The 23,556-nt window shown below is 56.7% G+C and carries 18 protein-coding genes; 5 read left to right on the top strand and 13 right to left on the bottom strand.

The window, feature by feature from the left end:
• Positions 1-131 precede the first annotated feature (131 nt).
• The 3 genes from argS to torA all read left to right on the top strand — a co-directional run bounded on the left by argS (position 132) and on the right by torA (position 5,729).
• The gene (gene argS / locus ACA108_13280; protein ID XEX94369.1) at positions 132-1,865 is read left to right on the top strand and encodes an arginine--tRNA ligase; all 1,734 of its coding nucleotides are present in this window, start codon (positions 132-134) and stop codon (positions 1,863-1,865) included.
• 226 nt (positions 1,866-2,091) lie between these two features.
• Positions 2,092-3,249, top strand: a complete 1,158-nt coding sequence (locus ACA108_13285; protein ID XEX94370.1) for a NapC/NirT family cytochrome c — start codon at positions 2,092-2,094, stop codon at positions 3,247-3,249.
• Positions 3,249-5,729 carry a trimethylamine-N-oxide reductase TorA gene (gene torA / locus ACA108_13290; GenBank protein XEX94371.1) on the top strand — a complete coding sequence of 827 codons (2,481 nt, stop codon included), beginning with the start codon at positions 3,249-3,251 and terminating at the stop codon, positions 5,727-5,729. The genes ACA108_13285 and torA overlap by 1 nt, the downstream gene beginning before the upstream one ends.
• Positions 5,730-5,784: 55 nt before the next feature.
• Here the strand turns inward: torA and lpxA are convergent, their stop codons facing one another.
• The 6 genes from lpxA to flhB form a co-directional block, all read right to left on the bottom strand.
• Complete coding sequence (gene lpxA / locus ACA108_13295) at positions 5,785-6,576, bottom strand: acyl-ACP--UDP-N-acetylglucosamine O-acyltransferase (protein ID XEX94372.1); 792 nt, start codon at positions 6,574-6,576, stop codon at positions 5,785-5,787.
• A 278-nt stretch (positions 6,577-6,854) separates the two neighbouring features.
• Positions 6,855-7,994 (bottom strand): glycoside hydrolase family 105 protein, encoded by a 1,140-nt coding sequence (locus ACA108_13300; GenBank protein ID XEX94373.1) that lies wholly within the window; start codon positions 7,992-7,994, stop codon positions 6,855-6,857.
• The gene (locus tag ACA108_13305) at positions 7,994-9,589 is read right to left on the bottom strand and encodes an MFS transporter (protein XEX94374.1); all 1,596 of its coding nucleotides are present in this window, start codon (positions 9,587-9,589) and stop codon (positions 7,994-7,996) included. The genes ACA108_13300 and ACA108_13305 overlap by 1 nt, the downstream gene beginning before the upstream one ends.
• A 319-nt stretch (positions 9,590-9,908) precedes the next feature.
• Positions 9,909-10,301: a flagellar protein FlhE gene (locus ACA108_13310; protein XEX94375.1), complete on the bottom strand. Its 393-nt coding sequence runs from the start codon at positions 10,299-10,301 to the stop codon at positions 9,909-9,911.
• Entirely contained in the window at positions 10,301-12,379 is a 2,079-nt protein-coding gene (gene flhA, locus ACA108_13315; protein ID XEX94376.1) for a flagellar biosynthesis protein FlhA, read from the bottom strand. The genes ACA108_13310 and flhA overlap by 1 nt, the downstream gene beginning before the upstream one ends.
• Positions 12,372-13,523: a flagellar biosynthesis protein FlhB gene (flhB, locus tag ACA108_13320; GenBank protein XEX94377.1), complete on the bottom strand. Its 1,152-nt coding sequence runs from the start codon at positions 13,521-13,523 to the stop codon at positions 12,372-12,374. Before flhB ends, flhA begins: the two co-directional genes overlap by 8 nt.
• A 267-nt stretch (positions 13,524-13,790) precedes the next feature.
• Between flhB and ACA108_13325 the strand changes: the two genes are divergently transcribed.
• Both ACA108_13325 and ACA108_13330 read left to right on the top strand, forming a co-directional pair.
• Positions 13,791-15,296 (top strand): deoxyguanosinetriphosphate triphosphohydrolase family protein, encoded by a 1,506-nt coding sequence (locus ACA108_13325; protein XEX94378.1) that lies wholly within the window; start codon positions 13,791-13,793, stop codon positions 15,294-15,296.
• A 16-nt stretch (positions 15,297-15,312) separates the two neighbouring features.
• Positions 15,313-16,065 (top strand): hypothetical protein, encoded by a 753-nt coding sequence (locus ACA108_13330; protein ID XEX94379.1) that lies wholly within the window; start codon positions 15,313-15,315, stop codon positions 16,063-16,065.
• Positions 16,066-16,359: 294 nt separating this feature from the next.
• Here the strand turns inward: ACA108_13330 and cheZ are convergent, their stop codons facing one another.
• From cheZ to ACA108_13365, 7 genes are all read right to left on the bottom strand, one after another.
• Positions 16,360-17,007: a protein phosphatase CheZ gene (gene cheZ, locus ACA108_13335; GenBank protein ID XEX94380.1), complete on the bottom strand. Its 648-nt coding sequence runs from the start codon at positions 17,005-17,007 to the stop codon at positions 16,360-16,362.
• 9 nt (positions 17,008-17,016) lie between these two features.
• Positions 17,017-17,406, bottom strand: a complete 390-nt coding sequence (gene cheY / locus ACA108_13340; protein XEX94381.1) for a chemotaxis response regulator CheY — start codon at positions 17,404-17,406, stop codon at positions 17,017-17,019.
• Positions 17,407-17,424: 18 nt separating this feature from the next.
• Entirely contained in the window at positions 17,425-18,474 is a 1,050-nt protein-coding gene (locus ACA108_13345) for a chemotaxis response regulator protein-glutamate methylesterase (protein XEX94382.1), read from the bottom strand.
• Positions 18,471-19,337: a protein-glutamate O-methyltransferase CheR gene (cheR, locus tag ACA108_13350; GenBank protein XEX94383.1), complete on the bottom strand. Its 867-nt coding sequence runs from the start codon at positions 19,335-19,337 to the stop codon at positions 18,471-18,473. The genes ACA108_13345 and cheR overlap by 4 nt, the downstream gene beginning before the upstream one ends.
• A gap of 19 nt (positions 19,338-19,356) precedes the next feature.
• A complete protein-coding gene (locus tag ACA108_13355; protein ID XEX94384.1) occupies positions 19,357-20,961 on the bottom strand; it encodes a methyl-accepting chemotaxis protein in 1,605 nt (534 codons plus the stop codon).
• Between the two features lie 54 nt (positions 20,962-21,015).
• Positions 21,016-22,689, bottom strand: a complete 1,674-nt coding sequence (gene tar / locus ACA108_13360) for a methyl-accepting chemotaxis protein II (GenBank protein ID XEX94385.1) — start codon at positions 22,687-22,689, stop codon at positions 21,016-21,018.
• A gap of 678 nt (positions 22,690-23,367) precedes the next feature.
• Positions 23,368-23,535, bottom strand: coding sequence for a hypothetical protein (locus tag ACA108_13365; protein ID XEX94386.1), 168 nt, complete (start codon positions 23,533-23,535; stop codon positions 23,368-23,370).
• Positions 23,536-23,556 lie beyond the last annotated feature (21 nt).

The raw sequence follows: 23,556 nt of genomic DNA on the forward strand, positions 1-23,556 counted from the left end.
CAGGGCGCGCGGGGCAAGGCTTTTGCTGACGAAGGCGGTTAAATACAGGTATACTTATCCCCTTATTTTATCCCCCACGATACGGCTGCCGTCCTGTTCTGGCGGCCCAAAGAAAAATGTAAGGTATCCCGGTGAATATTCAGGCTCTTCTATCAGATAAAGTCAGTCAGGCACTGATTGCCGCAGGCGCGCCTGCGGATTGCGAACCTCAGGTTCGTCAGTCAGCCAAAGTCCAGTTCGGTGACTATCAGGCCAATGGCGTGATGTCCGTTGCGAAATCCCTGGGCAAGCCGCCACGACAAGTCGCAGAGTCCGTTATCGCCAATCTGGATCTGACCGGGATCGCCAGCAAAGTAGAAATTGCCGGTCCTGGCTTTATCAACATCTTCCTCGACCCGCTGTTCCTGGCGAAGCATATTGATGACGCTGCCGCCTCTGACCGTGCGGGTGTTAATACCGTGGCTCCGCAGACTATCGTTGTCGATTACTCCGCGCCAAACGTGGCAAAAGAGATGCACGTCGGCCACATTCGCTCCACCATAATCGGTGATGCGGCGGTCCGCACCCTGGAATTCCTCGGCCATAAAGTTATCCGAGCCAACCACGTTGGCGACTGGGGCACCCAGTTCGGCATGCTGATTGCGTATCTCGAAAAGCAGCAGCAGGAAAACGCGGGGGAAATGGCCCTTTCCGACCTGGAAGAGTTCTATCGTGCCGCGAAAAAGCATTACGACGAAGATGAAGCCTTCGCCGAACGCGCCCGCGCCTACGTCGTTAAGCTGCAGAGCGGCGATGAGTACTGCCGTCAGATGTGGCGCAAGCTGGTCGACATCACCATGGCGCAGAACCAGAAAACCTATGACCGCCTCAACGTGACGCTGACCCGCGACGACGTGATGGGTGAAAGCCTCTACAACCCGATGCTGCCTGGCATTGTGGCAGATCTGAAGGCGAAAGGTCTGGCGGTGGAAAGCGAAGGCGCAACCGTGGTGTACCTGGACGAATATAAAAACAAAGATGGCGACCCGATGGGCGTGATCATCCAGAAAAAAGACGGCGGCTACCTCTACACCACCACCGATATCGCCTGCGCGAAGTACCGTTATGAAACCCTGCATGCGGACCGCGTACTCTATTTCATCGACTCCCGTCAGCATCAGCACCTGATGCAGGCATGGACCATCGTGCGCAAAGCAGGCTACGTGCCGGATTCCGTCCCGCTGGAACATGAGATGTTCGGCATGATGCTGGGCAAAGACGGCAAGCCGTTTAAAACCCGTTCAGGCGGCACCGTTAAGCTGACGGACCTGCTGGACGAAGCGATGGACCGCGCCCGCACGCTGGTCGGCGCGAAAAACCCGGACATGCCTGCCGATGAGCTGGAAGCCCTGGCGAACGCCGTCGGCATTGGCGCCGTGAAATATGCCGATCTGTCAAAGAGCCGTACCACGGACTATATCTTTGACTGGGACAACATGCTGGCCTTCGAAGGTAACACCGCGCCGTATATGCAGTACGCCTATACCCGCGTGCTCTCCGTCTTCCGCAAAGCTGGCATTGATGAAGCAGAGCTGCTGAAATCGCCGGTGGTTATCACTGAGGATCGCGAAGCGCAGCTGGCCGCTCGCCTGCTGCAGTTCGAAGAAACGCTGAACGTGGTAGCCCGCGACGGCACGCCGCACGTGATGTGTGCTTATCTATACGACGTGGCAGGCCTGTTCTCTGGCTTCTACGAGCATTGCCCGATCCTGACCGCCGATACGCAGGAGGCCCGCAACAGCCGCCTGAAGCTGGCGCTGCTGACCGCGAAAACGCTTAAGCTGGGCCTGGATACGCTGGGCATTCAGACCGTAGAGCGCATGTAATCCCCAGGCGTCATCCTGACCCATTGGATGACGCTTTGTTTACGCCCAAGATATTCAGGTCATAAATCAGTCCCCTCCTCTTTCAACTTTGTTCCGTATCAACGAAGGTAAATAAAATTTACTCATTTTGAGGTAACTTTACGAAAAGCCCTTATAATTCATGCGTTATTGCTATCGCCTCCAAGAGCGATATTTCCGCGTTGATTTTTCTTCTAAGGGATTTTCTATGAATCAATCGAAACGAGCGCCCAGAAGGCGTCTGACATGGTTGTGGCTACTGCTTATCGGCATTGTGCTGGGCGCAGCCCTGTTAACAGGCGGCGCGACGGTGATGCACAAAACCAGCGACACCGAGTTCTGCGTCTCCTGTCACTCCATGGAACGGCCGCTGGCTGAATACCAGGGTAGCGTTCACTTCCAGAATACCAAAGGGATCCGCGCCGAATGCGCCGACTGTCACGTTCCCCACCAGCCAATCGACTACCTGACCACCAAGGTCATGGCGCTGAAGGACGTCTGGGGCGAAATGACCGGCAAAATCGATACGCCGGAGAAGTACGACGCCCATAAACTGGCTATGGCCCAGAGCGTCTGGGACACCATGAAAAAGAACGACTCCGCGACCTGTCGTTCCTGCCACAGCTATGAGGCAATGGACATTCTGGCCCAGCGCCCGGAAGCCCGTAACGAACACCCGGTTGCCATCAAAAAAGGCGAAACCTGTATCGACTGCCACAAAGGCGTTGCCCATATTCTGCCGGATATGAGCGAGCTTTCCGCAGCCGGTGCCAGCGAACTGTCCGCCGCCGCCGCGAAAGTCCCTGCTACGGCCAGTACGCTGTGGTCAATCTCTACCCAGCCTTTCTGGCTGAGCGCCGACAGCAAACAGCATAACGCCGGTAACCTGATGCCAGGCACCGAAGTCAGCGTCGTTAAACGTGAAAACAACATGATTCTGGCGGAAGTGGACGGCTGGCAGCAGGATGGCGTCAACGAAGTCTTCTATTCTGCCGCGGGCAAACGCATCCTCAGCGTGCTGCTGGGCGAAGACGCCCGCAAACAGGTGAAACAGGTAAGCAACTTTACCGATCCGGAGACCCAGCTGGTGTGGCATAAGAGCGCGCTGCAGGTCTGGCTGCCGGCCGGACAGCTCATCGATAACCAGCAGAAAATCTGGGATTACGCGGCGTCTATGATGTCCACTAACTGCACAGGCTGCCACGGCCTGACCTCCCTTGACCGCTTCAACGCCAACCAGTGGATTGGCGTTATCAAAGGAATGGCACCGCGCACCTCCCTTGACCAGGAGCAGCTGCGCGTTCTGACCCGCTACGTTCAACAGCACGCAAGCGATATGCCTGCGGCCAGCAAGGAGGCTAAATAATGAAAGCCAATCGTGAAGGCATGCAACTTTCCCGCCGCCGTTTTCTGACCGGTGCCGCAGCCCTGGGCGGCGCATCTTTGCTGGGCGGGCTCTTCCCCCGCTCGGCGATGGCCGAGGCGGTAAGCCAGGCGCTGCCGCAGTTTGTGGTGCTCCGCCAGGCTGAAAAAGGCATTCTGACCAGCGCCCACTGGGGCGCTTTCGAAGCCATCGTCCGCGACGGAAAAATGGTTGAGACTCGCCCGGTACAGGACGACCCGTTCCCTAACGAGCTGATCACCATGGCCCCGCATCAGGTTCACGCGCCGAACCGCGTTAAATACCCGATGGTACGTAAAAGCTGGCTGGAAGGCGGTTCCCGAAACTGCCGTCCGGAACTGCGCGGCTGCGATGAATGGGTGCGCGTAAGCTGGGATAAAGCCCTGACGCTGGTGAGCGATGAAATTCGCCGTCTGCAAAGCGAGCATGGCCCGCAGTCTATTTATGCCGGTTCCTACGGCTGGAAGAGCGTGGGAATGCTGCACAACAGCCGCACCCTGCTGCAGCGCATGATGAACCTGTCCGGCGGTTTCCTGGGCTACGCGGGGGATTACTCCACCGGTGCCGCTCAGGTGATTATGTCGCACGTGGTGGGGTCCATGGAGGTTTACGAACAGCAGACCGCCTGGCCTAACGTGCTCGACAACAGCCAGCTGGTGATCATGTGGGGCTGTAACCCGATCGTCACGCTGAAAAACAGCTGGAACGTGCCGGACCACGTTGGCCTGGCGGGCTTTGAAGCGCTGAAGAAAAAAGGCGTGCGGGTGATCGGCATCGACCCGGTGAAGAGTGACAGCATCGACTATATGAACGCCGAGTGGCTGGCACCGCATCCTTATACCGACAGCGCCATGCTGGTGGGTATCGCCCATACGCTGATGGCCGAAAAGCTGCACAACGCCGACTTCCTGAAAACCTATACCGTCGGCTTCGATAAGTTCGCGGCCTACTTCAACGGCGAGCAGGACGGCGTGGTCAAAGATGCCGACTGGGCCGCCGCCATCTGCGGCGTGGAAGCGGAAACCCTGCGCCAGCTGGCGCGCGACATGGCGAAGAACCGCACCATGATCATGGGCGGCTGGGGCATCCAGCGTCAGCACCATGGCGAACAGCTGCACTGGCTGCTGGTCACCGTGGCGGCCATGCTGGGCCAGATTGGCCTGCCGGGCGGCGGCTTCGGCTTCAGCTACCACTACTCATCCGGCGGCAGCCCGACGGCGCGCGGCGGTATTCTGGCCGGGATCTCCGCTGGCGAGTCACCGAAAAACAGCCCGACGCCAATCCCCGTTGCGCGCATTGCCGAATGCCTGGCTAACCCGGGCAAAACCATCGACTTCAACGGCGCGAAAGTCACCTACCCTGACGTGAAGATGGTTTACGTGGCGGGCGGCAACACCTTCCACCAGCATCAGGACACCAATAACCTGATCAAGGCCTGGCAGCATCCGGAAACTATCGTGGTCAACGAGCCGTACTGGACCGCAACGGCGAAATACGCCGACATCGTTCTGCCGGCAACCACCAGCTACGAGCGTAACGACCTGGAGATGGGCGGAGATTACTCCCAGCTTTACGTCTTCCCGATGCACCAGTGCGTGCCGCCTCAGCACGAGTCCCGCAGCGACTTCGATATCTTCTCAGGCATCGCCGCCAAACTGGGCGTTCAGGAAGCCTTCACCGAGGGTAAAGACGAAATGCTGTGGCTAAAGGGCATGTACGACAGCATGAAGGCGCAGGCCCGCAATGCCCGCGTTGCCCTGCCGCCGTTCGATATGTTCTGGGCGTCGAACAACTACGTTCGCTTCCCGGTGCCGGAGAAAAACAAGCAGTGGGTACGCTTTGCCGACTTCCGCGACAATCCGCTGCTTAACCCGCTGGGTACGCCGTCAGGGAAGATTGAAATCTATTCTGATGCCATCGCTAAAATGGGTTACGAGGACTGTCCGGGGCTGCCAGGCTGGCTGGCGCCGCACGAATGGTACAAAGGGCCGGAGGCGAGCAAATATCCGCTGTCGCTCAACACCGCTCACCCCATCAACCGCCTGCACTCCCAGCTGGACAACACCCCGCTGCGTAAGAAGTATGCCGTCGCCGACCGTGAAGCCATCTGGATCCACCCGGAAGATGCGAAGGCACGCGGCATTGGCAACAATGAGCTGGTGCGCGCATTTAACGACCGTGGACAGATACTGGTCGGGGCCGTCGTCACCGAGCGGGTTCGTCCGGGCGTAGTGCGGATCAGCGAAGGTGCGTGGTTCGACCCGGCGGATCCGCGTGAATCAGGGTCACTGTGTAAGAACGGTAACGTAAACTGCCTGACCTTCGATATCGGCTCGTCCAACCTGGCGCAGGGCAACTGCGGGCAGATGGCGCAGCTGGAAATCGAGAAGTACCAGGGACCGGTGCTGAATAACACCGCCCACGCGGTGCCAGCCGGTGCCTGATTAAGCATCCTTCGCACAAAGGCCCGTCACGATGACGGGCTTTTTCTTGCCCGCGCTAGCGAATAATTCCCCGCGCCGAACGCGCAAAAAACTCGTTGTACACCGCAATAATGGGATAGTCGCTCTCTCCTGCTTTCAACGTCGCTTTCACTTCATCGATGCTCAGCGCCTGGTGATAAAACCTTTCGTACAGCTGGATAACCAGAATCTGCTGATAAAGCTCCAGCGCGAGAAAGGCCGGTGCCGTGTTGTTAATTCCCTTCGGGGCCGCCCTGTTGCCGCTGGCGATGACGAAGGGCGGGACGTCCTGCACGACGGCGGACTGGCTGATCACCTTCGCCGCCGTCCCCAGCATGCAGAACTGATGGATGGCGCACATGAAACCAATCTCCACCTCATCGGCAAGTTCGACGTGCCCGGCAAGGCCGCTGTTGTCGCCAATCTGCGTCCGGTCACCGACGACGCAGTCGTGCCCGACGTGAACGTTGTTTAAGAACCTGTTGTCATTACCGATGATAGTCGAGCTGATGCCCTGCACCGTCCCGCGATGAAAAGTGGCGTGCTTACCGACATGATTGCGGTCCCCAATCACCAGCGTGGTGGGCTCACCGGCATATTTAAGATCCTGATTCACCTCGCCAACGGAGGCGTACGAGCCAAAGATATTATCGCGCCCGATGGTCGTCAGGCCGGTTATCACCGAGTGGGAGGCGATGGAGGTGCCCTCGCCAATCACCACGCCTGCGGAAATAACACAATAAGGGCCAATGCTAACGTGCGCGCCAAGCACCACGCCGGACTCGACCACGCTGCTGCTGGCCACCCGGGCAAGCGGTGAAATAGACATCAAATTATCCTGAAGAAGGTACTGAACGGAGGGGAAATAACCGGGAAGAGGCTTATCGAATGGTAAGAGCATAATGAAATGCCGCGCGTATTACGCCTTTTATATTTTTTCTATTTTTTGAACTATTTGCGAAGGTGGATACCTTCTTCGCAAATTGAGAACTGCCGGATGACGCTTCGCTTATCCGGCCTACAGATAACGGGCCTGCGTCATCCTTCGCAAAGCGTGAAAAGCCGGATGGCGCCTGGCTTATCCGGCCTACAGGTAACGGTGAACGATTAGAAATAAATGCGCAGATACTCGCCCAGACAAAGGATTGCCATCGCCTGGCCGTACGGCATGGAGGTCAGCGGGATCTGGCGATAAAACTCCAGGTTGCTGCCCATCCCCGTGCCAAACGACGTTTGCAGCAGCTCGCCGTCAGGGGAGATGTTGGCCACGATGCCTTTCATTGCCCTCTCGGCGACTTCGCCGTACTCCCTGCTGATATAGCGCTTACGGATGCCTTTCAGAATGCCGTAGGCAAACCCCGCCGTCGCGGACGCTTCAAGATAGGAGTGAGGATCGTCGAGCAGCGTATGCCACAGGCCGCTGTCATCCTGGCACTTCGCCAGCGCGGCGACCTGGTTTTCCAGCACCTGCACCAGATAGCGGCGCACCGCGTTGTTCTCCGGCAAATCCACCAGCTCAAGGAAGTCAGGAATAACGATGGTCAGCCAGCTGTTGCCGCGCGCCCAGCGGGCGTTGGCAAAGTTATGGTTGCCTTCGTAGCTCCAGCCGTGGAACCACAGGCCGGTCTCTTTATCCATCAGGTTCTGCACGTGGAGCAGGAACTGGTAGGTCGCCTCCTCAACGTATTCCGGGCGGTTCAGCAGCTTGCCTATTTTCGCCAGCGGCAGGACCGTCATCATCAGCGTGTCGTCCCACATCTGCTGGTGGTTCTCTTCCGCCAGGGTAATATGCTGCATCCCACCGTGTTCGGTGCGCGGCATCTCGTACATCGCCCACTCCGCCCAGCTCTCAAGCCACGGCAGATATGACGGATCGCGCGTCTCTTCATAGCGGTAGGCCAGCGTAAGGAACGGGGCCATAGTATTGACGTTTTTGGTGGTCGCGCCCTCCGCGAAGCGGTCGGCAAACCAGCCGTCAATAATCTCGCGCATTTTTACATCGCCGGTCTGGCGGTAGTACTGATACATGCCATACAGCCCGACGCCGTGGGTCCACTCCCAGCCCGCCCAGCCTTTGGTGTCGATGACGCGCCCGTCGTCCAGCCGCAGCAGGAACTGCCCGGACTCGTCCTTAATAGTAATGAGATTATCCGTCACCTTATGGATCAGGCCTGAAAGCTCATCCCGGGCGATAAAGCGCGCCGGCTGGCACAGAAGCGGGCTGTGTTTGACGGGATAAATAATCATTAACTTAACCTCTGAGTAGCGTTGGTATTTGAATTCATTGCAGCGGCGCTCTTCAGGCTCGGTGCCGCAGGTTTGTTATGGTTGAGGTAACCGATATTGTTGTTACCCCAGAGATTCTCATAAGGCATTCCCGCCAGCATCTCGACGGTGGCGCGGGCCTGTGGAGTGATCTCTTCCGGCACGGCACGGTTGGCGACCCGCATCTTCGCGGTCTCTTCACGCAGCACGCTATGCGTTTGCAGGTTGAGCTTAAAGCGCAGTGAGATCAGGAAGCCGCAGGCCAGCACGGCGACGGTGCCAAAGCTTAAAATCATCAGAATAGTGTGGCTGACCGCTGGCGGCTGCACCGTCTGCCCGGAAACGAAACCGGAGAGCTGCATCACGATCCCCACCAGCATCACGGCTCCAGCCTGGGACGCCTTGCGGGTCAGGGTCATGATCCCGGCAAAGATCCCTTCGCGGCGCTGCCCGGTAATCACTTCGTCCACGTCGGCAATATAGGTATAGGTATTCCACGGCACATAGTTGATGCCGCCGCGGCCAAGACCGGCAATGGCAGAAACCAGCAGCAGCAGAGAGAAACCGTCGCTCAGGCCAGCGTAATACAGAACGGCGTATGAAATAGAGCTCAGACCAAACAGCACCACCACCATCCGGTAAGAAGGGGCAGGCCCGAATTTAATACACAGCGGGATCATGCCGATGACCGCGATAAACTGCATTATCGCCATCGTTCCCAGCAGGTTAGAGGCGACGGACGCACTTTGCATCAGCACGAACACCACGTAATAGGTGAAGACCGCGTTGAAAACATCCTGCGCGATATAGCCCCCCAGATACATGCCCAGGTGCTGACGGAAAATTTTGATGCGTAAAGTCGAGGTCAGCTCCACGTTAAGCCGCTTCATGCTTTGCTTAAAGGTCAGCGATTTCTTCTCTTCCTCTGCCCGCAGCGCCGCTTCCGTCCAGTCAGAGCGCGGGCGTTCCCAGGTAAACAGCCAGACGAACGTCAACACGATAGCGCAGAGCGTGGCGAAGACCAGGCTCGCATAGAAAAAGGAGACAGCGTTGTCTTTACCGAAGTGGTTCAGCAGGATGCCAGGGAGGAACGCGGCAAGAATAGCCGAAAGCTGCGCCATAGATATACGCGCCCCGGAGAACTTCGTTTTCTGCTTAAAATCATCCGTCATTTCCGGCACCAGCGTCTCATAAGGCACCAGAATCATCGTGTAGACCACGTCAAAAATCAGATAGGTGACAAGGTAATACCAGTAGCTCATCTCCCCGACCCACATAAAGCTGTAGCTGAAGACCAGAGGGATACCGAGCAGGATAAAGAATTTACGGCGGCCAAAGCGCTTGCCAAGCCTGGTGGAGCCGAAGTTATCGGTCAGGAAGCCCATCAGCGGGCTGACAACCGCGTCCAGTACACGGGCCAGCGCAAAGATAAAGGTCGCTTCGATGGGCGAAAGCCCGCAGAAGGTGGTGTAGAAATAGAGCAGCCATGCTGCGGTCAGCGCCGTGGTACCCGCGCCGAGAAAATCACCTGCACCGTAGGCGAGATAATTCTTCAGGCCAATTGTCCGTTTTTTCATTGCCGTCAACCCCGTTGCTTTTGTTATAGGAAATTGCAAATCAGGCCCGTCACAGGCCGGAATGAAATCCTCAGGGTTAAAGTAAAAGTATGGGGCCCGGGAAACCTTTTCGTTTTTGCCACGCCTTTACGGAAGCTGGCAAAAACACAAAGAGTGTCGGCATCCGCATCCCGTTTATAAAACATGGGTTCGTTTTTATCAAAAGGCAGGGCTAAAAATGAGATGTTAGGACGGAATGGGCCTGCGTGTGAAAGGGTTAGTCAGCCTGATGCTGTTTTGTAGGGTGGAAAAGCGATAGCGTCCTCCATCGAGTTTTTAATTATTTGTAATTCACAATCACCTGGTTGCTGCGCACGCGCAGCTGCGGGAAAAGCTTGCCGCCGCCGGGAACTTCCCAGACAAAGCGCAGCGGTTCGCCAGCCGCCACGTTCGTTAATCCACGGGTTGTGCCGCTTTGCCCTTCGATGGGGACGCAGCGGGTTTGAGAGCAGAGCTTCACCAGCAGCCCGCCCGGCGTGGGGCCATTCAGTTCGTAACGCCAGGCGACCAGCGTCATCATGCCGTTTACCGGCTGCGATGGGGCCAGCGCGCGGGAAGAAGCAACCACGCCGCGACTGCTGAGTGTTGCTCCCATCCCGCTGGCCTGCCAGCTCCCCTCGCCCGCCGCCTGGGCAACTACCGGCAGCAGCATCCCTAACAGAAGCGCCCGCATTACTTCGCTCCTATTGTGGCGGTCATACGTATATTTCGGTTGTCAGACAGCTCAAGGCTTGAGAGCACCACCAGCTGCGGCAGGGTGCGGCGCAGGAAGCGGGCCAGCAGTGGTCGCAGCGCGTGATTGACGAGCAGCACCGGCGGCGCGCCCAGCATCTCCTGACGCTGCAACGTCTCCTGAGTTTGTTCGAGCAGCCGGTCTGCCAGCCCAGGCTCCAGCCCGCTTCCGCCCTGCAGGGCCTGCAGCAACAGGCGCTCGAGCGCAGTATCCAGGCCAATCACCTGTACTTCGCCGGTGCCAGGGAACCACTGCTGGGTAATAGCACGGCCTAACGCAACGCGCACAACGGCGGTCAACTCATGGGGATCGCTCTGGACTGGCGCATGTTCGGCAAGCGTTTCCAGAATGGTGCGCATATCTTTGATCGGCACCTTCTCGGCGAGCAGATTTTGCAGCACCTTATGCAGGGTAGTCAGCGTCACTACCCCGGGCACCAGATCTTCCGTCAGCTTCGGCATCTCCTGGGTTACCCGGTCGAGCAGCTGCTGCGCTTCCTGGCGGCCAAACAGCTCGGGGGCGAACTGGCCAATCAGGTGGTTAAGGTGCGTGGCGACAACCGTACTGGCCTCTACCACCGTAAAGCCCTGAATCTGCGCCTGCTCTTTCAGGGCACTTTCAATCCACGTGGCCTGCAAACCAAAGGCCGGGTCGATGGTCGACTCTCCTGGCAGCGTACCGGCCGCGGTGCCGGGGTTAATCGCCAGCCAGCGCCCCGGGTAAGCGTCCCCGGAGCCAATTTCAACGCCCTTCATCAGGATGCGATAGCGCGCGGGCGGCAGGTCCATATTGTCACGGATGTGCACCACCGGCGGCAGGAACCCCATCTCCTGGGCGAATTTTTTGCGAATGCTGCGAATGCGTCCCAGCAGCTCGCCGTCCTGCTGGAAGTCAACCATCGGGATCAGGCGATAGCCCACCTCCATACCCAGCGAGTCCTCAAGCTGGACGTCGTTCCAGGTTGCCTCTACCGCCTGCGGATTCTCCGGCATTTTTACCGGTGCGGGGGCCGCAGGCGCGGTCATCTGTCGGCCACGCATCCACCAGGCAAGCCCCAGCAGCGCGGCGGTAAACAGCAGGAAGACGAAGTTCGGCATCCCCGGCACCATGCCCAGCAGGCCAAGCACCGCGGCGCTTAACAGCATCACGCGAGGATTATTAAACAGCTGGGTAACCATCTGTTCGCCAACATCCTGGTCAGTCGCCACGCGGGTAACGATAACGCCCGCGGCGGTCGAGATCACCAGCGCCGGGATCTGCGCGACGAGGCCATCACCGATGGTCAGCAGCGTGTAGCTCTCAGCCGCCGCGCCAACGGCCATATCATGCTGTAGCACGCCGACCAGCAGGCCGCCGACCACGTTGATTGCCATGATCATTAGCCCGGCAACGGCATCGCCACGCACGAACTTGCTCGCCCCGTCCATCGACCCGTAGAAGTCCGCTTCCTGGGTCACTTCCGAACGGCGTTTTTTCGCTTCTTCTTCGCCAATCAGGCCCGCGTTAAGATCGGCGTCGATGGCCATCTGCTTGCCCGGCATCCCATCCAGTACAAAGCGCGCACCCACTTCGGCGATGCGCCCGGCGCCTTTGGTGATAACCATAAAGTTAATGATGACAAGAATGATAAACACCACGATGCCGATGGCGAAGTTACCGCCCACCAGGAAGTGGCCGAAGGCCTCCACCACGCGGCCCGCAGCGCCCGCACCGGTGTGGCCTTCCATCAGAATGATACGCGTGGAGGCAACGTTCAGCGCCAGGCGCAGTAGCGTGGTAAACAGCAGCACGGTCGGGAACGCTGCGAACTCGAGCGTGCGCTGGGTGAACATCGCCACCAGCAGCACCATGATCGACAGTGCGATGTTAAAAGTGAACAGCAAATCCAGTACGAACGCCGGCAGCGGCAGCACCATCATCGACAGGATTAGCAGGATGAGCACCGGCCCGGCAAGAATTTGCCATTGCCCGGATTTCATGGAGCCGGGCAGACGCAGTGCCGCGAGCAGATTAGCCATCGGAGTCCTTCTCATTCGCAAAGTCCAGTGCTTCTGGCACCGGCAGGTTTTCAGGTTTTTTCGGGATCAGGCCGCCCGCCACGCGCCAGCGTCTGAGCTGCCAGACCCAGGCGAGCACTTCCGCCACCGCGGAGTAAAGCTGGCCTGGGATCTGCTGGCCGATTTCCGCGTGACGATAGAGCGCACGGGCAAGCGGCGGCGCTTCAAGCGTTGGAATACGGTGTTCGTTAGCAATTTCACGGATGCGCAGCGCCACAAGTCCTGCCCCTTTGGCCAGCACCTTCGGCGCGTTCATTTTTTTCTCGTCGTACTGCAGGGCCACGGAATAGTGCGTCGGGTTGGTGACGATGACGTCGGCCTTCGGCACGTCGGCCATCATGCGGCGGCGAGCCACCGCGCGCTGCTGCTGGCGAATACGGTTCTTAACGTGCGGATCGCCTTCCTGCTGCTTGTACTCGTCGCGGATGTCCTGGCGGCTCATGCGCAGCTTTTTCAGGTTGCTGAAAATCTGGAAAAAGACGTCAAAGCCGACCATCGGGATAAGCCCCAGCACAATGAGCAGCCCGCAGGCCGCCACGATGTCCAGCGCGTGGCCCAGCGCGGCAATCGGCGGTTCGCTCATCAGTCGCATCATGTCTGGCCAGTTGTGCCACAGGTACCAGGCCGTCACGGCGCCAACCAGCGACGCTTTTAAGAAGGCTTTAAGTAATTCCGCCCCGGCCTGCGCGGAAAACAGACGCTTCAGCCCGGGCAGCGGGTTGAGCTTGCTGAACTTAAAGGCAATGGATTTACCGCTGAACAGCAGCCCGCCGAGCAGCATGGGCGCGGCGATAGCCACGATCACCAGCCCTCCCATCAGCGGCAGCAGCGCCCAGACGGCCTGTTTAATCAGCAGGCTGATTTGGTTCACGATGAGGTGTGGGTCGTTAATGATGTTGTGATCGAAGTGCAGCCCGGCCGCGAGCATCGCCGCCAGCTGCCGGGCGAGCGGCTCGCCGCCCATCCAGATGATGCTCAGCCCCACCAGCACCATAAGCAGCGAGGTTAATTCGCGGGAACGCGGGATCTGCCCATCCTCACGAGCTTTTTCAAGCCTGTGGGGTGTGGGGGCTTCTGTTTTATCCTCTTCGCTATCTTCAGACACCGCTTTCAGTCTCGTGGCCGCAATTCCAGGCACAGCATGCCAGAGGCGCAGTGGACTAATGGCGGGAAAATAGGGGGAAAAGTGCGTTTGTTTGTGTGTTCAGCCTCGACGATCTCTTGGCTTGAGAATGTTTCATTAACTTTCATTTGGTTTTGCGAGAAGCCTCGAAAGTTTAAAATATCAAAGGTGTAACCGCTACCCCGCAAAAGATCTCTTTGTTATTTTCTCTCCTTATTGGAAAAAAATCATGACAAAAAGGGATGAAAAATGCAGTGGACTAAACTTCTTAACAGCAATCGCCGTAAAGATAAAAGCACTCAATATTGCGAGGCCAGACCTTCCGATACGGGTGGTGGCAGGCTTGAGATTGAGCGAGATTACGACCGAATATTGTTTGCGGCACCAACGCGCAGGCTTGCTGATAAAACACAGGTCTTTCCCTTGGATAAAAATGATCATGTGCGCACGCGCTTGACCCATTCGCATGAAGTTGCAAACCTTGCGCGGGGTATCGGTGTAAGACTGGCATTTGAATTCAAAGACAAAGTATTCGTTGATTTACCTGAAAGCTTTAGCGTTCAGCGTAATATTCCTGCCCTCTTGGCTGCAATCGGCCTTGCTCATGACCTGGGCAATCCTCCTTTTGGGCACCAGGGTGAAACTGCAATGCAACAGTGGTTCCAGGCTGTCCTAAAAGATGAAAAAGAGGCGAGCAATGAGATTTATAACGATTTTCGACATTTTGATGGTAATTCTCAAACGTTGAGATTAGTGACTAAATTACAAATTCTTAGTGACAATTTCGGGTTAAACCTGACTTACAGTACGTTAGCTTCAATGATTAAATACCCCCGCTCCTCCAGGGATAATTCAAATACCATCTGGAAAAAACATGGCTACTTCTTCTCTGAAGAGGCAATAGTAAAAGAGATATGGGAAGAAACAGGCTTAAAAGAAGGTGTTCGTCATCCTTTTACTTATATTATGGAAGCCTGTGATGATATTGCCTACTCCGTACTTGATGCAGAGGACACAGTAAAAAAAGGGCTGACCTCTTTTCACGATCTCATACATTTTCTTTCATGTTGGAACGAGGACCAGACACTGAATGCTGATGAAGTTATTACAGATGTTGTGACATATAGTAAAAATAAAAACAAAACCTTCGCCGATACTAAATTAAAACTTTCCCCAAGTGAACTCAATGATACAAGCATGCAAATGTTCCGTGTCCGCGCAATATGTAAATTAGTAGAATCGGTAGTCGAAGCTTTTATTGAAAACCGAGATAAATTTTTAGATTTGAATTGTGACGTTCCGGATCTTATTTCATTGAGCAAAGGGAATAATCTCTGTAAAGCTCTAAAGAAATTTGACCAAACTCGTGGCTACAGGCATCGTTCTGTATTAGAACTTGAGTTGAAAGGATCTAATTATATTAAAGGAATTATGGATATGTTATGGGTTGGCATACACGGCCATAAAACTGATGAAGAAAAAGAAAAAGAAAAAACGCTTAAAAATTCTAACGCAGAATTCTTGCCGCGGGATGAGTTCAAATCTGCTACTCCCTTTGGTAAATACGCGTACGGCAGGATTTCTGAGAATTATCGCCGAATTTTTGAACAAACGGAAGAGGCACCCGAACTTCCACGTATCTATAAAGAGGTTCAGCTTCTGGCAGATGCGGTATCAGGCATGACAGATAGTTATTTGATTGCCCTGCACGATGAGCTAAAATCGTTGTATGAGTATGAACACAGTCTCAAGTAATCGAAATCTGAAGCGGATGGTAGAAGGCTTCTTCGCTTCGGATAAGAATGAGCGACAGGCAGCCAGCACCCTTCTTGAGGAGCTGTCCAGGCACGCTCACCTCTACATTTTTGGCGGGATGATTCGCGATATTGGTTTATCGGGTAAAAAGAATGTTTTCTCAGATATCGATCTTGTTTTTTCCGGCTCCCGCGAAGAGCTTGCGCATGCCCTAAAACATATTGGCATTGAGACTTTCTTTGAGAATAAATTTGGTGGATATCGCCTGACACATTATGAGGTAGAATATGATATCTGGAGCCTTGAGGACACATGGGCTTTCAGAGAGAACGTTATTTCACTGAATACTATTCATAGCTTATTGCATACAACGTTGATGACGTGGGATGCGGTAATCTACGATGTTAAGGAGAAAAAACTCATCACCCACCCAAACTATTTACAAGACCTCATAAATCGCCGACTGGATCTTGTACTGGAGCAAAACCCAAATGAGAAGGGTTCCATAATAAAGATACTCAGAACCATTTATGCTAAAGATGTCGTAACCTTAGGCAGTAAACTCTGTGATTACCTTCGGTGTAATCTTAAGCGGTATAATCGTGAAGAGCTTCTGGAATATGAATTACTGCACTTTGGCAGTAATATAATGAGTCACAGCCGAATAGAAAAGCTTGTCGCCACCCTACAGGAATACCGAGGGGGTGAGGACGTTATTATTAATCATTATAAAAGAAAGAAAAGCTTACGTCCGCATTATTCCGAATAAAGAAATTACATATGCATGGATTAACAGAAATCTGGAAGGCCATCCCTACCAAAAGCGAATACCTGTAAAGCATTATCTTGAAACTAATGTCTGCCAAAAATGCGGTTCAACTAGTTTACTGGATGTTGGACTTACAAGGCTCGTATCCCACAGACGAACAATCCTCTGCGCAAATTGTAAAACCACACTCATTCGTGAGGAAGATTAGCTTTCCAGGTAGTGTGGCCTAGCACCAGGGCGCGTCATCCCCCGCTGATACGGCGGATGACGCTGGCACTTTTCCGTTCTACGAACTCAGAACCCCAAACTATCCAGCAAATCGTCAACCTGATCCTGGCTTGCGACGACGCCTGCGGCGCTGGTGTCCATCTGCGGGCCGTTGAGCAGGCCGTCGCCCGCGCGTTTGCTGCGCGCATCCGGCTCCGGCATGTTTTCCAGCAGCACCATTAACAGCTGGCGCTCGATCTCCTGGATAACGTCCATCATGCGTTTGATGACCTGGCCCGTCAAATCCTGGAAGTCCTGGGCCATCATAATTTCCAGCAGCTGGGCGTTGGTGAAGCTTGTGTGCTCCGGTACGCCAGACAGATAGCTGCGGGTATCGCTCACCAGCTCTTTGGCATCGCTCAGTTCGATCGGGTTTTCGAACCAGGCGTCCCAGCGCCCGGTGAGTGCCTTCGCACCGGACTCGAGTTTGTTCTGGTGCGGCTGCGAAAGCTCGACGCAGTTCAGCGCGCGCTCTGCGGCCTGGGCGGTCATCTGCACCACGTAGTCCAGGCGGTCGCGGGCGTCCGGAATCGCTTCCGCCGCTTCGGCAATCGCCTGGTCCAGGCCCAGCTCGCGCAGGCTGTCGCGCAGCATGCGCGTCAGGCTGCCAATGCGCGCAATAATGTCATTTGGCGACTGATGGAGCTCCATCGCCGGGTTTGTGGATGAGTGCATCTGCGCCTCCTACATGCCAAGCTTTTCGAAGATCTTGCCCAGCTTCTCTTCAAGGGTTGCGGCGGTAAATGGCTTCACCACATACCCGCTCGCCCCGGCCTGTGCTGCCGCGATAATGTTCTCTTTCTTCGCTTCCGCCGTGACCATCAGCACCGGCAGCGCCGCCATCGCGCCGTCGGCACGGATGGTTTTCAGCAGCTCCAGCCCGTCCATGTTTGGCATGTTCCAGTCGGAGATAACGAAACCATAGCCGCCGGACTGCAGTTTATTCAGCGCGTCCACGCCGTCTTCCGCCTCTTCGACGTTGTTAAATCCCAGCTCTTTAAGCAGGTTACGCACGATGCGACGCATGGTAGAGAAGTCATCCACCACCAGAAACTTAAGCTCTTTGTCTGCCATAAAATTCGGGCTCCATTGTTAAATACGTATTGCCTGTCCGGCACTAATTTTCGCCAGCATCTGCTGGCTTATCTGGCTTAAATCGACCACTTCGCTGACGCCACCGCTGTTGATGGCCTCACGCGGCATGCCGAACACCACACAGCTTGCTTCATTTTGGGCGAGAGTCCACGCCCCGGCCTGGTGCATGGCCAGCATCCCGGCGGCACCGTCATTACCCATTCCGGTGAGGATCACCCCCACGGCGTTGCGCCCGGCAAACTTCGCCACCGAATGGAACAGCACGTCCACCGCCGGGCGATGCCGGTTTACGGGCGGGCCGTCATGTAATTTGATTTGGTAGTTTGCGCCGCTGCGCGACAGCTCCATGTGCTTATCACCGGGCGCAATATAGGCGTGACCGGGCAGTACGCGCTCGCCGTCCTCTGCTTCTTTCACCGCAATCTGGCAAAGTTTGTTCAGCCGCTCCGCAAAGGAACGGGTGAAGCCAGGCGGCATATGCTGGGTAATCAGTACCGCCGGGCTTGAGAGCGGCAGCGGCTGCAGCACGTGGCGAATGGCCTCGGTTCCCCCGGTGGAAGCCCCAATGGCGATCAGTTTTTCTGAGCTGAGCAGCGGCCCAGCTTTTAGCTGTGCCGGAGCAGCGGCAGGTGCGCGGGCAGCCAGTTTTGCGCGCGAGGCGGTGCGCACTTTCTCGGCGATCGTCTCGCTATAGGCCAGCATCCCTTCACGAATGCCCAGTTGCGGCTTGGTGACGAAATCGATCGCCCCCAGCTCCAGCGCCCGCAGCGTCACCTCCGAGCCTTTGCCGGTCAGCGAAGACACCATCACCACCGGCATCGGACGCAGGCGCATCAGCTTCTCAAGGAAATCCAGCCCGTCCATGCGCGGCATCTCAACGTCCAGCGTCAGCACGTCGGGATTAAATTTTTTGATTAAATCACGGGCCACCAGCGGGTCCGGCGCGGTGGCCACCATCTCCATGTCGCTATGGCTGTTAATAATTTCTGTCATGATCTGGCGCATCAGGGCGGAGTCATCGACGGACAGCACTCTTATTTTTGTCATGATCTTTCCTTACTCAGCCCGTACACCGTCTGCCCACGCAGCCAGAACTCACGACTGAGGTTACTGAAGTTCTCTGAATGCCCGGCGAACAACAGGCCGCCGGGCTTCAGCAGAGGAACAAAGCGGCTCAAAATCTCCTGCTGCGTCGTTTTGTCGAAATAGATCATCACATTGCGACAGAATATGGCGTCGAACTGGCCGGGGATCGGTGCCTGCCTGTCCAGCAGGTTGATCGGCGCAAAGTCAATGTGGCTCGCCAGCTCGCTGCGCACCCGAACCAGGCCTTCGTGCGGCCCGGTGCCGCGCATGAAGTAACGCTGCATCTGCTGGGGCGAGAGCGTTTTCAGCTCTTCCTGGCGATAGACGCCGCTCTGCGCTTTTTCCAGCACCTGGGTGTCGATATCGCTGGCAAAGACCTTCCAGCGCCCCGGGGCCAGTCCCAGCACGTCGGCAAGGGTAATGGCGATGGAGTAAGGCTCCTCGCCGGTTGAGGCCGCCGCGCTCCACACCCGGTATTCGCCGCCGCGCTTGCGGGCATGCTCCGCCAGCACCGGGAAGTGGTGCCCTTCGCGGAAGAACGCCGTCAGGTTGGTGGTCAGCGAGTTGATAAACGCCTGCCACTCCGCGCTGTTAGAGTTCGCCTCGAGCAGGCCAAGGTAGCGCCCGAAATCATCCAGGCCCAGCGTGCGCAGGCGGCGAACCAGGCGGTTGTAAACCATGTCCCTTTTGTGGTCCGCCAGCACAATACCTGCGCGCTGGTAAATCAGTTGGCATATCCGACGGAAATGGGTGTCGGATAGCGGCAGACGCTGTGTCATCTGTAACATTAATGACGGTTGTCCATTAGACAGGGGTGATGTCATAGCGCCTTCTCAGTCACAATCAGGGGGTGACCAGCACCCCGGAGGTTTCAAATTCCCCGGTTTCGCGTTGGCTATCTACGCTTGCCAGTTTAAAGACGCTGACCACGCCAGACAGCTGTTCCGCCTGGTTTGCCAGCGCGTCGGTTGCGCCTGCCGCCTCTTCGACCAGGGCGGCGTTCTGCTGGGTAACCTGGTCCATCTGGCTGACCGCCAGCGCGACCTGCTCAATGCCGCGGCGCTGTTCGTCCGAAGCGGAGGCGATTTCGCCCATAATGTCGTTCACCTGGGTCACGGAACGGACGATCTCCGCCATGGTAGACGCCGCGGTATCGACCAGCTTCGAGCCCTGTTCGACGCGATTCACCGACTCTTCGATCAGCACTTTGATCTCTTTGGCGGCCTGCGCGCTGCGCTGTGCGAGGTTACGAACCTCTCCGGCAACGACGGCAAAGCCCCGTCCCTGCTCACCGGCGCGGGCGGCTTCTACCGCCGCGTTCAGCGCCAGAATATTGGTCTGGAAGGCGATGCCGTCGATGACGCTGGTGATATCGCCGATCTTCTGCGAGCTGCCCGCAATGTCGTGCATGGTGCGCGCCACGTTTGCTGCCTGCTCCCCGCCCTGCTTCGCGGTGCTGGCCGCGGCGCGCGAAAGCTGTGCGGCCTGGCGCGCATTTTCGGCGTTCTGCCCAACCGTCGCGGTCAGCTGCTCCATGCTGGCGGCAGTTTGCGCCAGCGACGCGGCCTGTTCTTCGGTCCGGGCGGAGAGATCGTTGTTCCCTGCCGCAATTTCAGCAATGCCGGTGTGCATCGCGCTGCTTCCCTGCCGCACCTGGCTGACCGTCTCTTTCAGCGCCTGCTGCATGTTTTTCAGGCTCTGGAAGATCTCAGAAATCTCGTTGCGCCCGAAGACTAGTACCGGGCTTGCCAAATCTCCCGCCGCAATGCGTTCGAAGTGGCTGCGCACGATGGCCAGCGGCTGCACAATCATCCTGCGTGACCAGAGAATGGAGCCGAACAGCAGCAGGATGGCCATCGCCGTCACGGAGCCGAACAGGACCGCCGAAATGTGATAATTCTTCTGGCTGTCGGCGCTGGCCGCCGCCACGATGTCATTGATGCTTTGCTGCCAGGCGTTGAAGTTGGCGTCAAAAATATCCTGCGACTTCTGCACCGGCGCACCGAGGAAATCCGACAGCTGATTGCTTTCAAGCCAGGTCGACTGGTGCTGTAAATCGTCACGATAGGCGCTGTAGCTTTGCTTCGTGGAGGCCAGCATCTCCTCGCCCTCTTTGCTGGTCGGCGGGATCTCCAGGAACTGGTTAAACAACATGTCGGCCTGCTTCAGGCTGCCGCGCGCCGTGGCCATCAGACGCTTAATGTCTTCCGGCGGATAGCTCAGTGCAGTCAGCGTTCCGGCACGGCTTAACGCCGTGCTTGCCTGCAGCAGCGCGGCCCGGCTTTGGGTCAGCGTATCCCGCTGCTGATTGCTCGCCTCGACCATTTTGAGGTTCTGAAAATCATCGCGAAAAGCCCAGAAGGACAAACCATTACTGCCAATCTGCAGCGCGCCGCAGAGGATTAAAATCAGGATCAGACTGGTCGATAAACGGAGACGGTTTAACATCAAAGCTTTCCTCGGCCGGCACGTCTGCCGGCGTAATCAGTTGTCAGTGTGTAGTCAGAAAGTTTCCCAATTATCATCGCCACCGGCGGTTGCCGGTTTACGCAGGCCGAGCGTAGATGCGCTCTGCAACTCACGAGGGGCGGTTTCTGCGGCAGTCCGTTGCGCGCCGCTTCCGCTTTTCAGGCGGAATGCAGCGACAGATTGAGTCAGCAGGCTGGCCTGCTCTTCGAGCGCAGCGGCGGCAGAGGCGGACTCTTCCACCAGCGAGGCGTTCTGCTGGGTTACACGGTCCATTTCCGAAACGGCAAGCGCCACCTGGTCGATGCCGCGGCTCTGCTCATCGGAGGCGGAAGCAATCTCCCCCATGATGTCGGTGACGCGGGTGACGGCGCTGACGATATCGCTCATGGTTTCCCCGGCGCTTTCCACCAGCACGGAGCCGGTATCCACGCGGGATACGGAGTCTTCTATCAGGGATTTGATCTCTTTGGCGGCCTGGGCGCTGCGGCTTGCCAGGTTACGAACTTCCCCTGCGACCACGGCAAAACCACGTCCCTGCTCACCGGCCCGCGCGGCTTCTACCGCCGCGTTAAGCGCCAGAATATTGGTCTGGAAGGCAATGCCGTCGATCACGCTGGTGATATCAGCAATTTTCTTTGAGGAACCCGCAATCTCGTGCATGGTCCTGACCACGCCATCAACAACTTTGCCGCCGCGAGAGGCGGTTTCCGACGCGCTTAGCGCCAGCTGCGAAGCCTGACGGGCGTTCTCGGCGTTCTGCTTCACGGTTGCGGTAAGCTGTTCCATGCTCGCGGCGGTTTCTTCCAGCGACGCGGCCTGCTGTTCGGTACGGGATGAGAGGTCGTTATTGCCCGCGGCAATTTCCGTGGCGCCGCTGTAAATCGCATCGGATCCGTCGCGCACGCTGCCGACGGTAACAATCAGCTCCTGCTGCATATGGCTGACGCTGGCGGCCAGCTGGCTGATTTCGTTGCGCCCGTCGCTATTAATGTTTTCGGTCAGATTGCCGTTGGCGATTTCGCGGATGTGGCCGATAACCACGGTAAGAGGTTTAAGCAGGATGCGGCGCATCCCCAGCCACACCAGCACGATAACGGCGGCCAGCGCCAGGGCAAGCCCGGCAATCTGCCATTTGGCGAAGCGGTAGTCGGCGGTGCTGGCAACGTACGACTGCTCGTACATGCGGTCATTCAGGGCAATGTATCGTTTATAAACCTCTTCCAGCGCGTTTTGCTTACCCTGGGTGGCCTGGGCAAAATAGGCGTCGAGGTTGCCGTTTTCCAGGAAGCCAGTCAGCTCGCCAAGGGCCAGGTTATAGTCCTGGAAATCATCGTCAATGTCTTTGACTACCGCTTCCATCTCCGGGGAAATAGGTGCGATCTGCCTGAAAGCCGCATAGTGCTTCCGGGCATCGGTCAGCGACGTTTTGGCGCCTTTCAGCAGTTCTGTTTTCGCCGCGCTTTGCCCGTTTGCGGCATCCATCATGGCGCGAGCCGAAGAGCGGCTGAGGTTGATGCGGGTTTGCAGCAGCAGGTTCCAGGTCTGGGTCAGCTCAGACTGCTGAACGCGCAGTTCGCGGGAGACTTTAAAGCTGTCGTTATTCTCTTTCAGAGCGTTAAAAAACATGCCGCCCGACATAAGCTGCAGCAGCGCGAAGACAATCAGCACCATCATCAGCATGGTGACAACGCGAATACGGTTCAACATATAACACCCTATGAATAACTTGATATCGGTGTTATCGGCATGGGGTGGCGGAACTTTACGTGAAATTAGCGTCAGGTGAGGCCTGCCGGCAGATAGCTGAATCTCTTACACGGTTCACCCCTGAAGCTGGTCTGGTCGAACATGTCATATCAGCTATTATTCCGCTCACCTTCGTGAAGGTATATCTGGAATAGCGGTGATGTTCCGTTCACCTTAAGCCAGACTTTCTATGCGACTGCCGAACCGGTGAACGACCAGAGGGTGTTCGCCGTCACACCCTCTGGGCTCCCGACTCCCGGCAATAAATCGCCACCTGCGGCGGTAAACCTCCATTTTTGGCTCCCTGTCCGGGTCGGTTGCGATTCGTTCCCGACGATCACAACCTCCAGCCGTTCCCGACGGCTGGACCCGGCCATGAAGCCAAAAATGGAGGCGATTTAAGCCGGACCCAACACCCTCGCTTTAACTTTCATGAATGACTTATCTCCGGTGTCGCTGTAGGTTTCAAAGCGATGCTATTTCTGATGTTATTTCTGGCTTAAAGCGACACCCTGTTCCCGGCTTAAATCGCTCCGGTTTTTGCCCTTCAGGCAGGGTCACGTTGTCGGGAACAACGTGAGAGAGCGATCGTCTGGAACGAATCGCGAACGACCCTGCATGTTGGGTAAAAACCGGAGTTTACCGCTTCAGCGGCGATTTATTTGCCGGGCGCCGGGGTCGCCAGGGGATTGGCGTAAATCCCCTGGCACGTTCACCGTTCGCAACGGCAGCAGAGATAGCCAGACGTACGGGTGAACGGAAAAATACCGATGTTTCATATTCGTTCATGCCACCCGCACTGGCCATGCCACGCCAGATGAAGAATCA

The sequence above is a fragment of the Dryocola sp. LX212 genome (assembly GCA_041504365.1).
Taxonomy (GTDB): Bacteria; Pseudomonadota; Gammaproteobacteria; order Enterobacterales; family Enterobacteriaceae; genus Dryocola.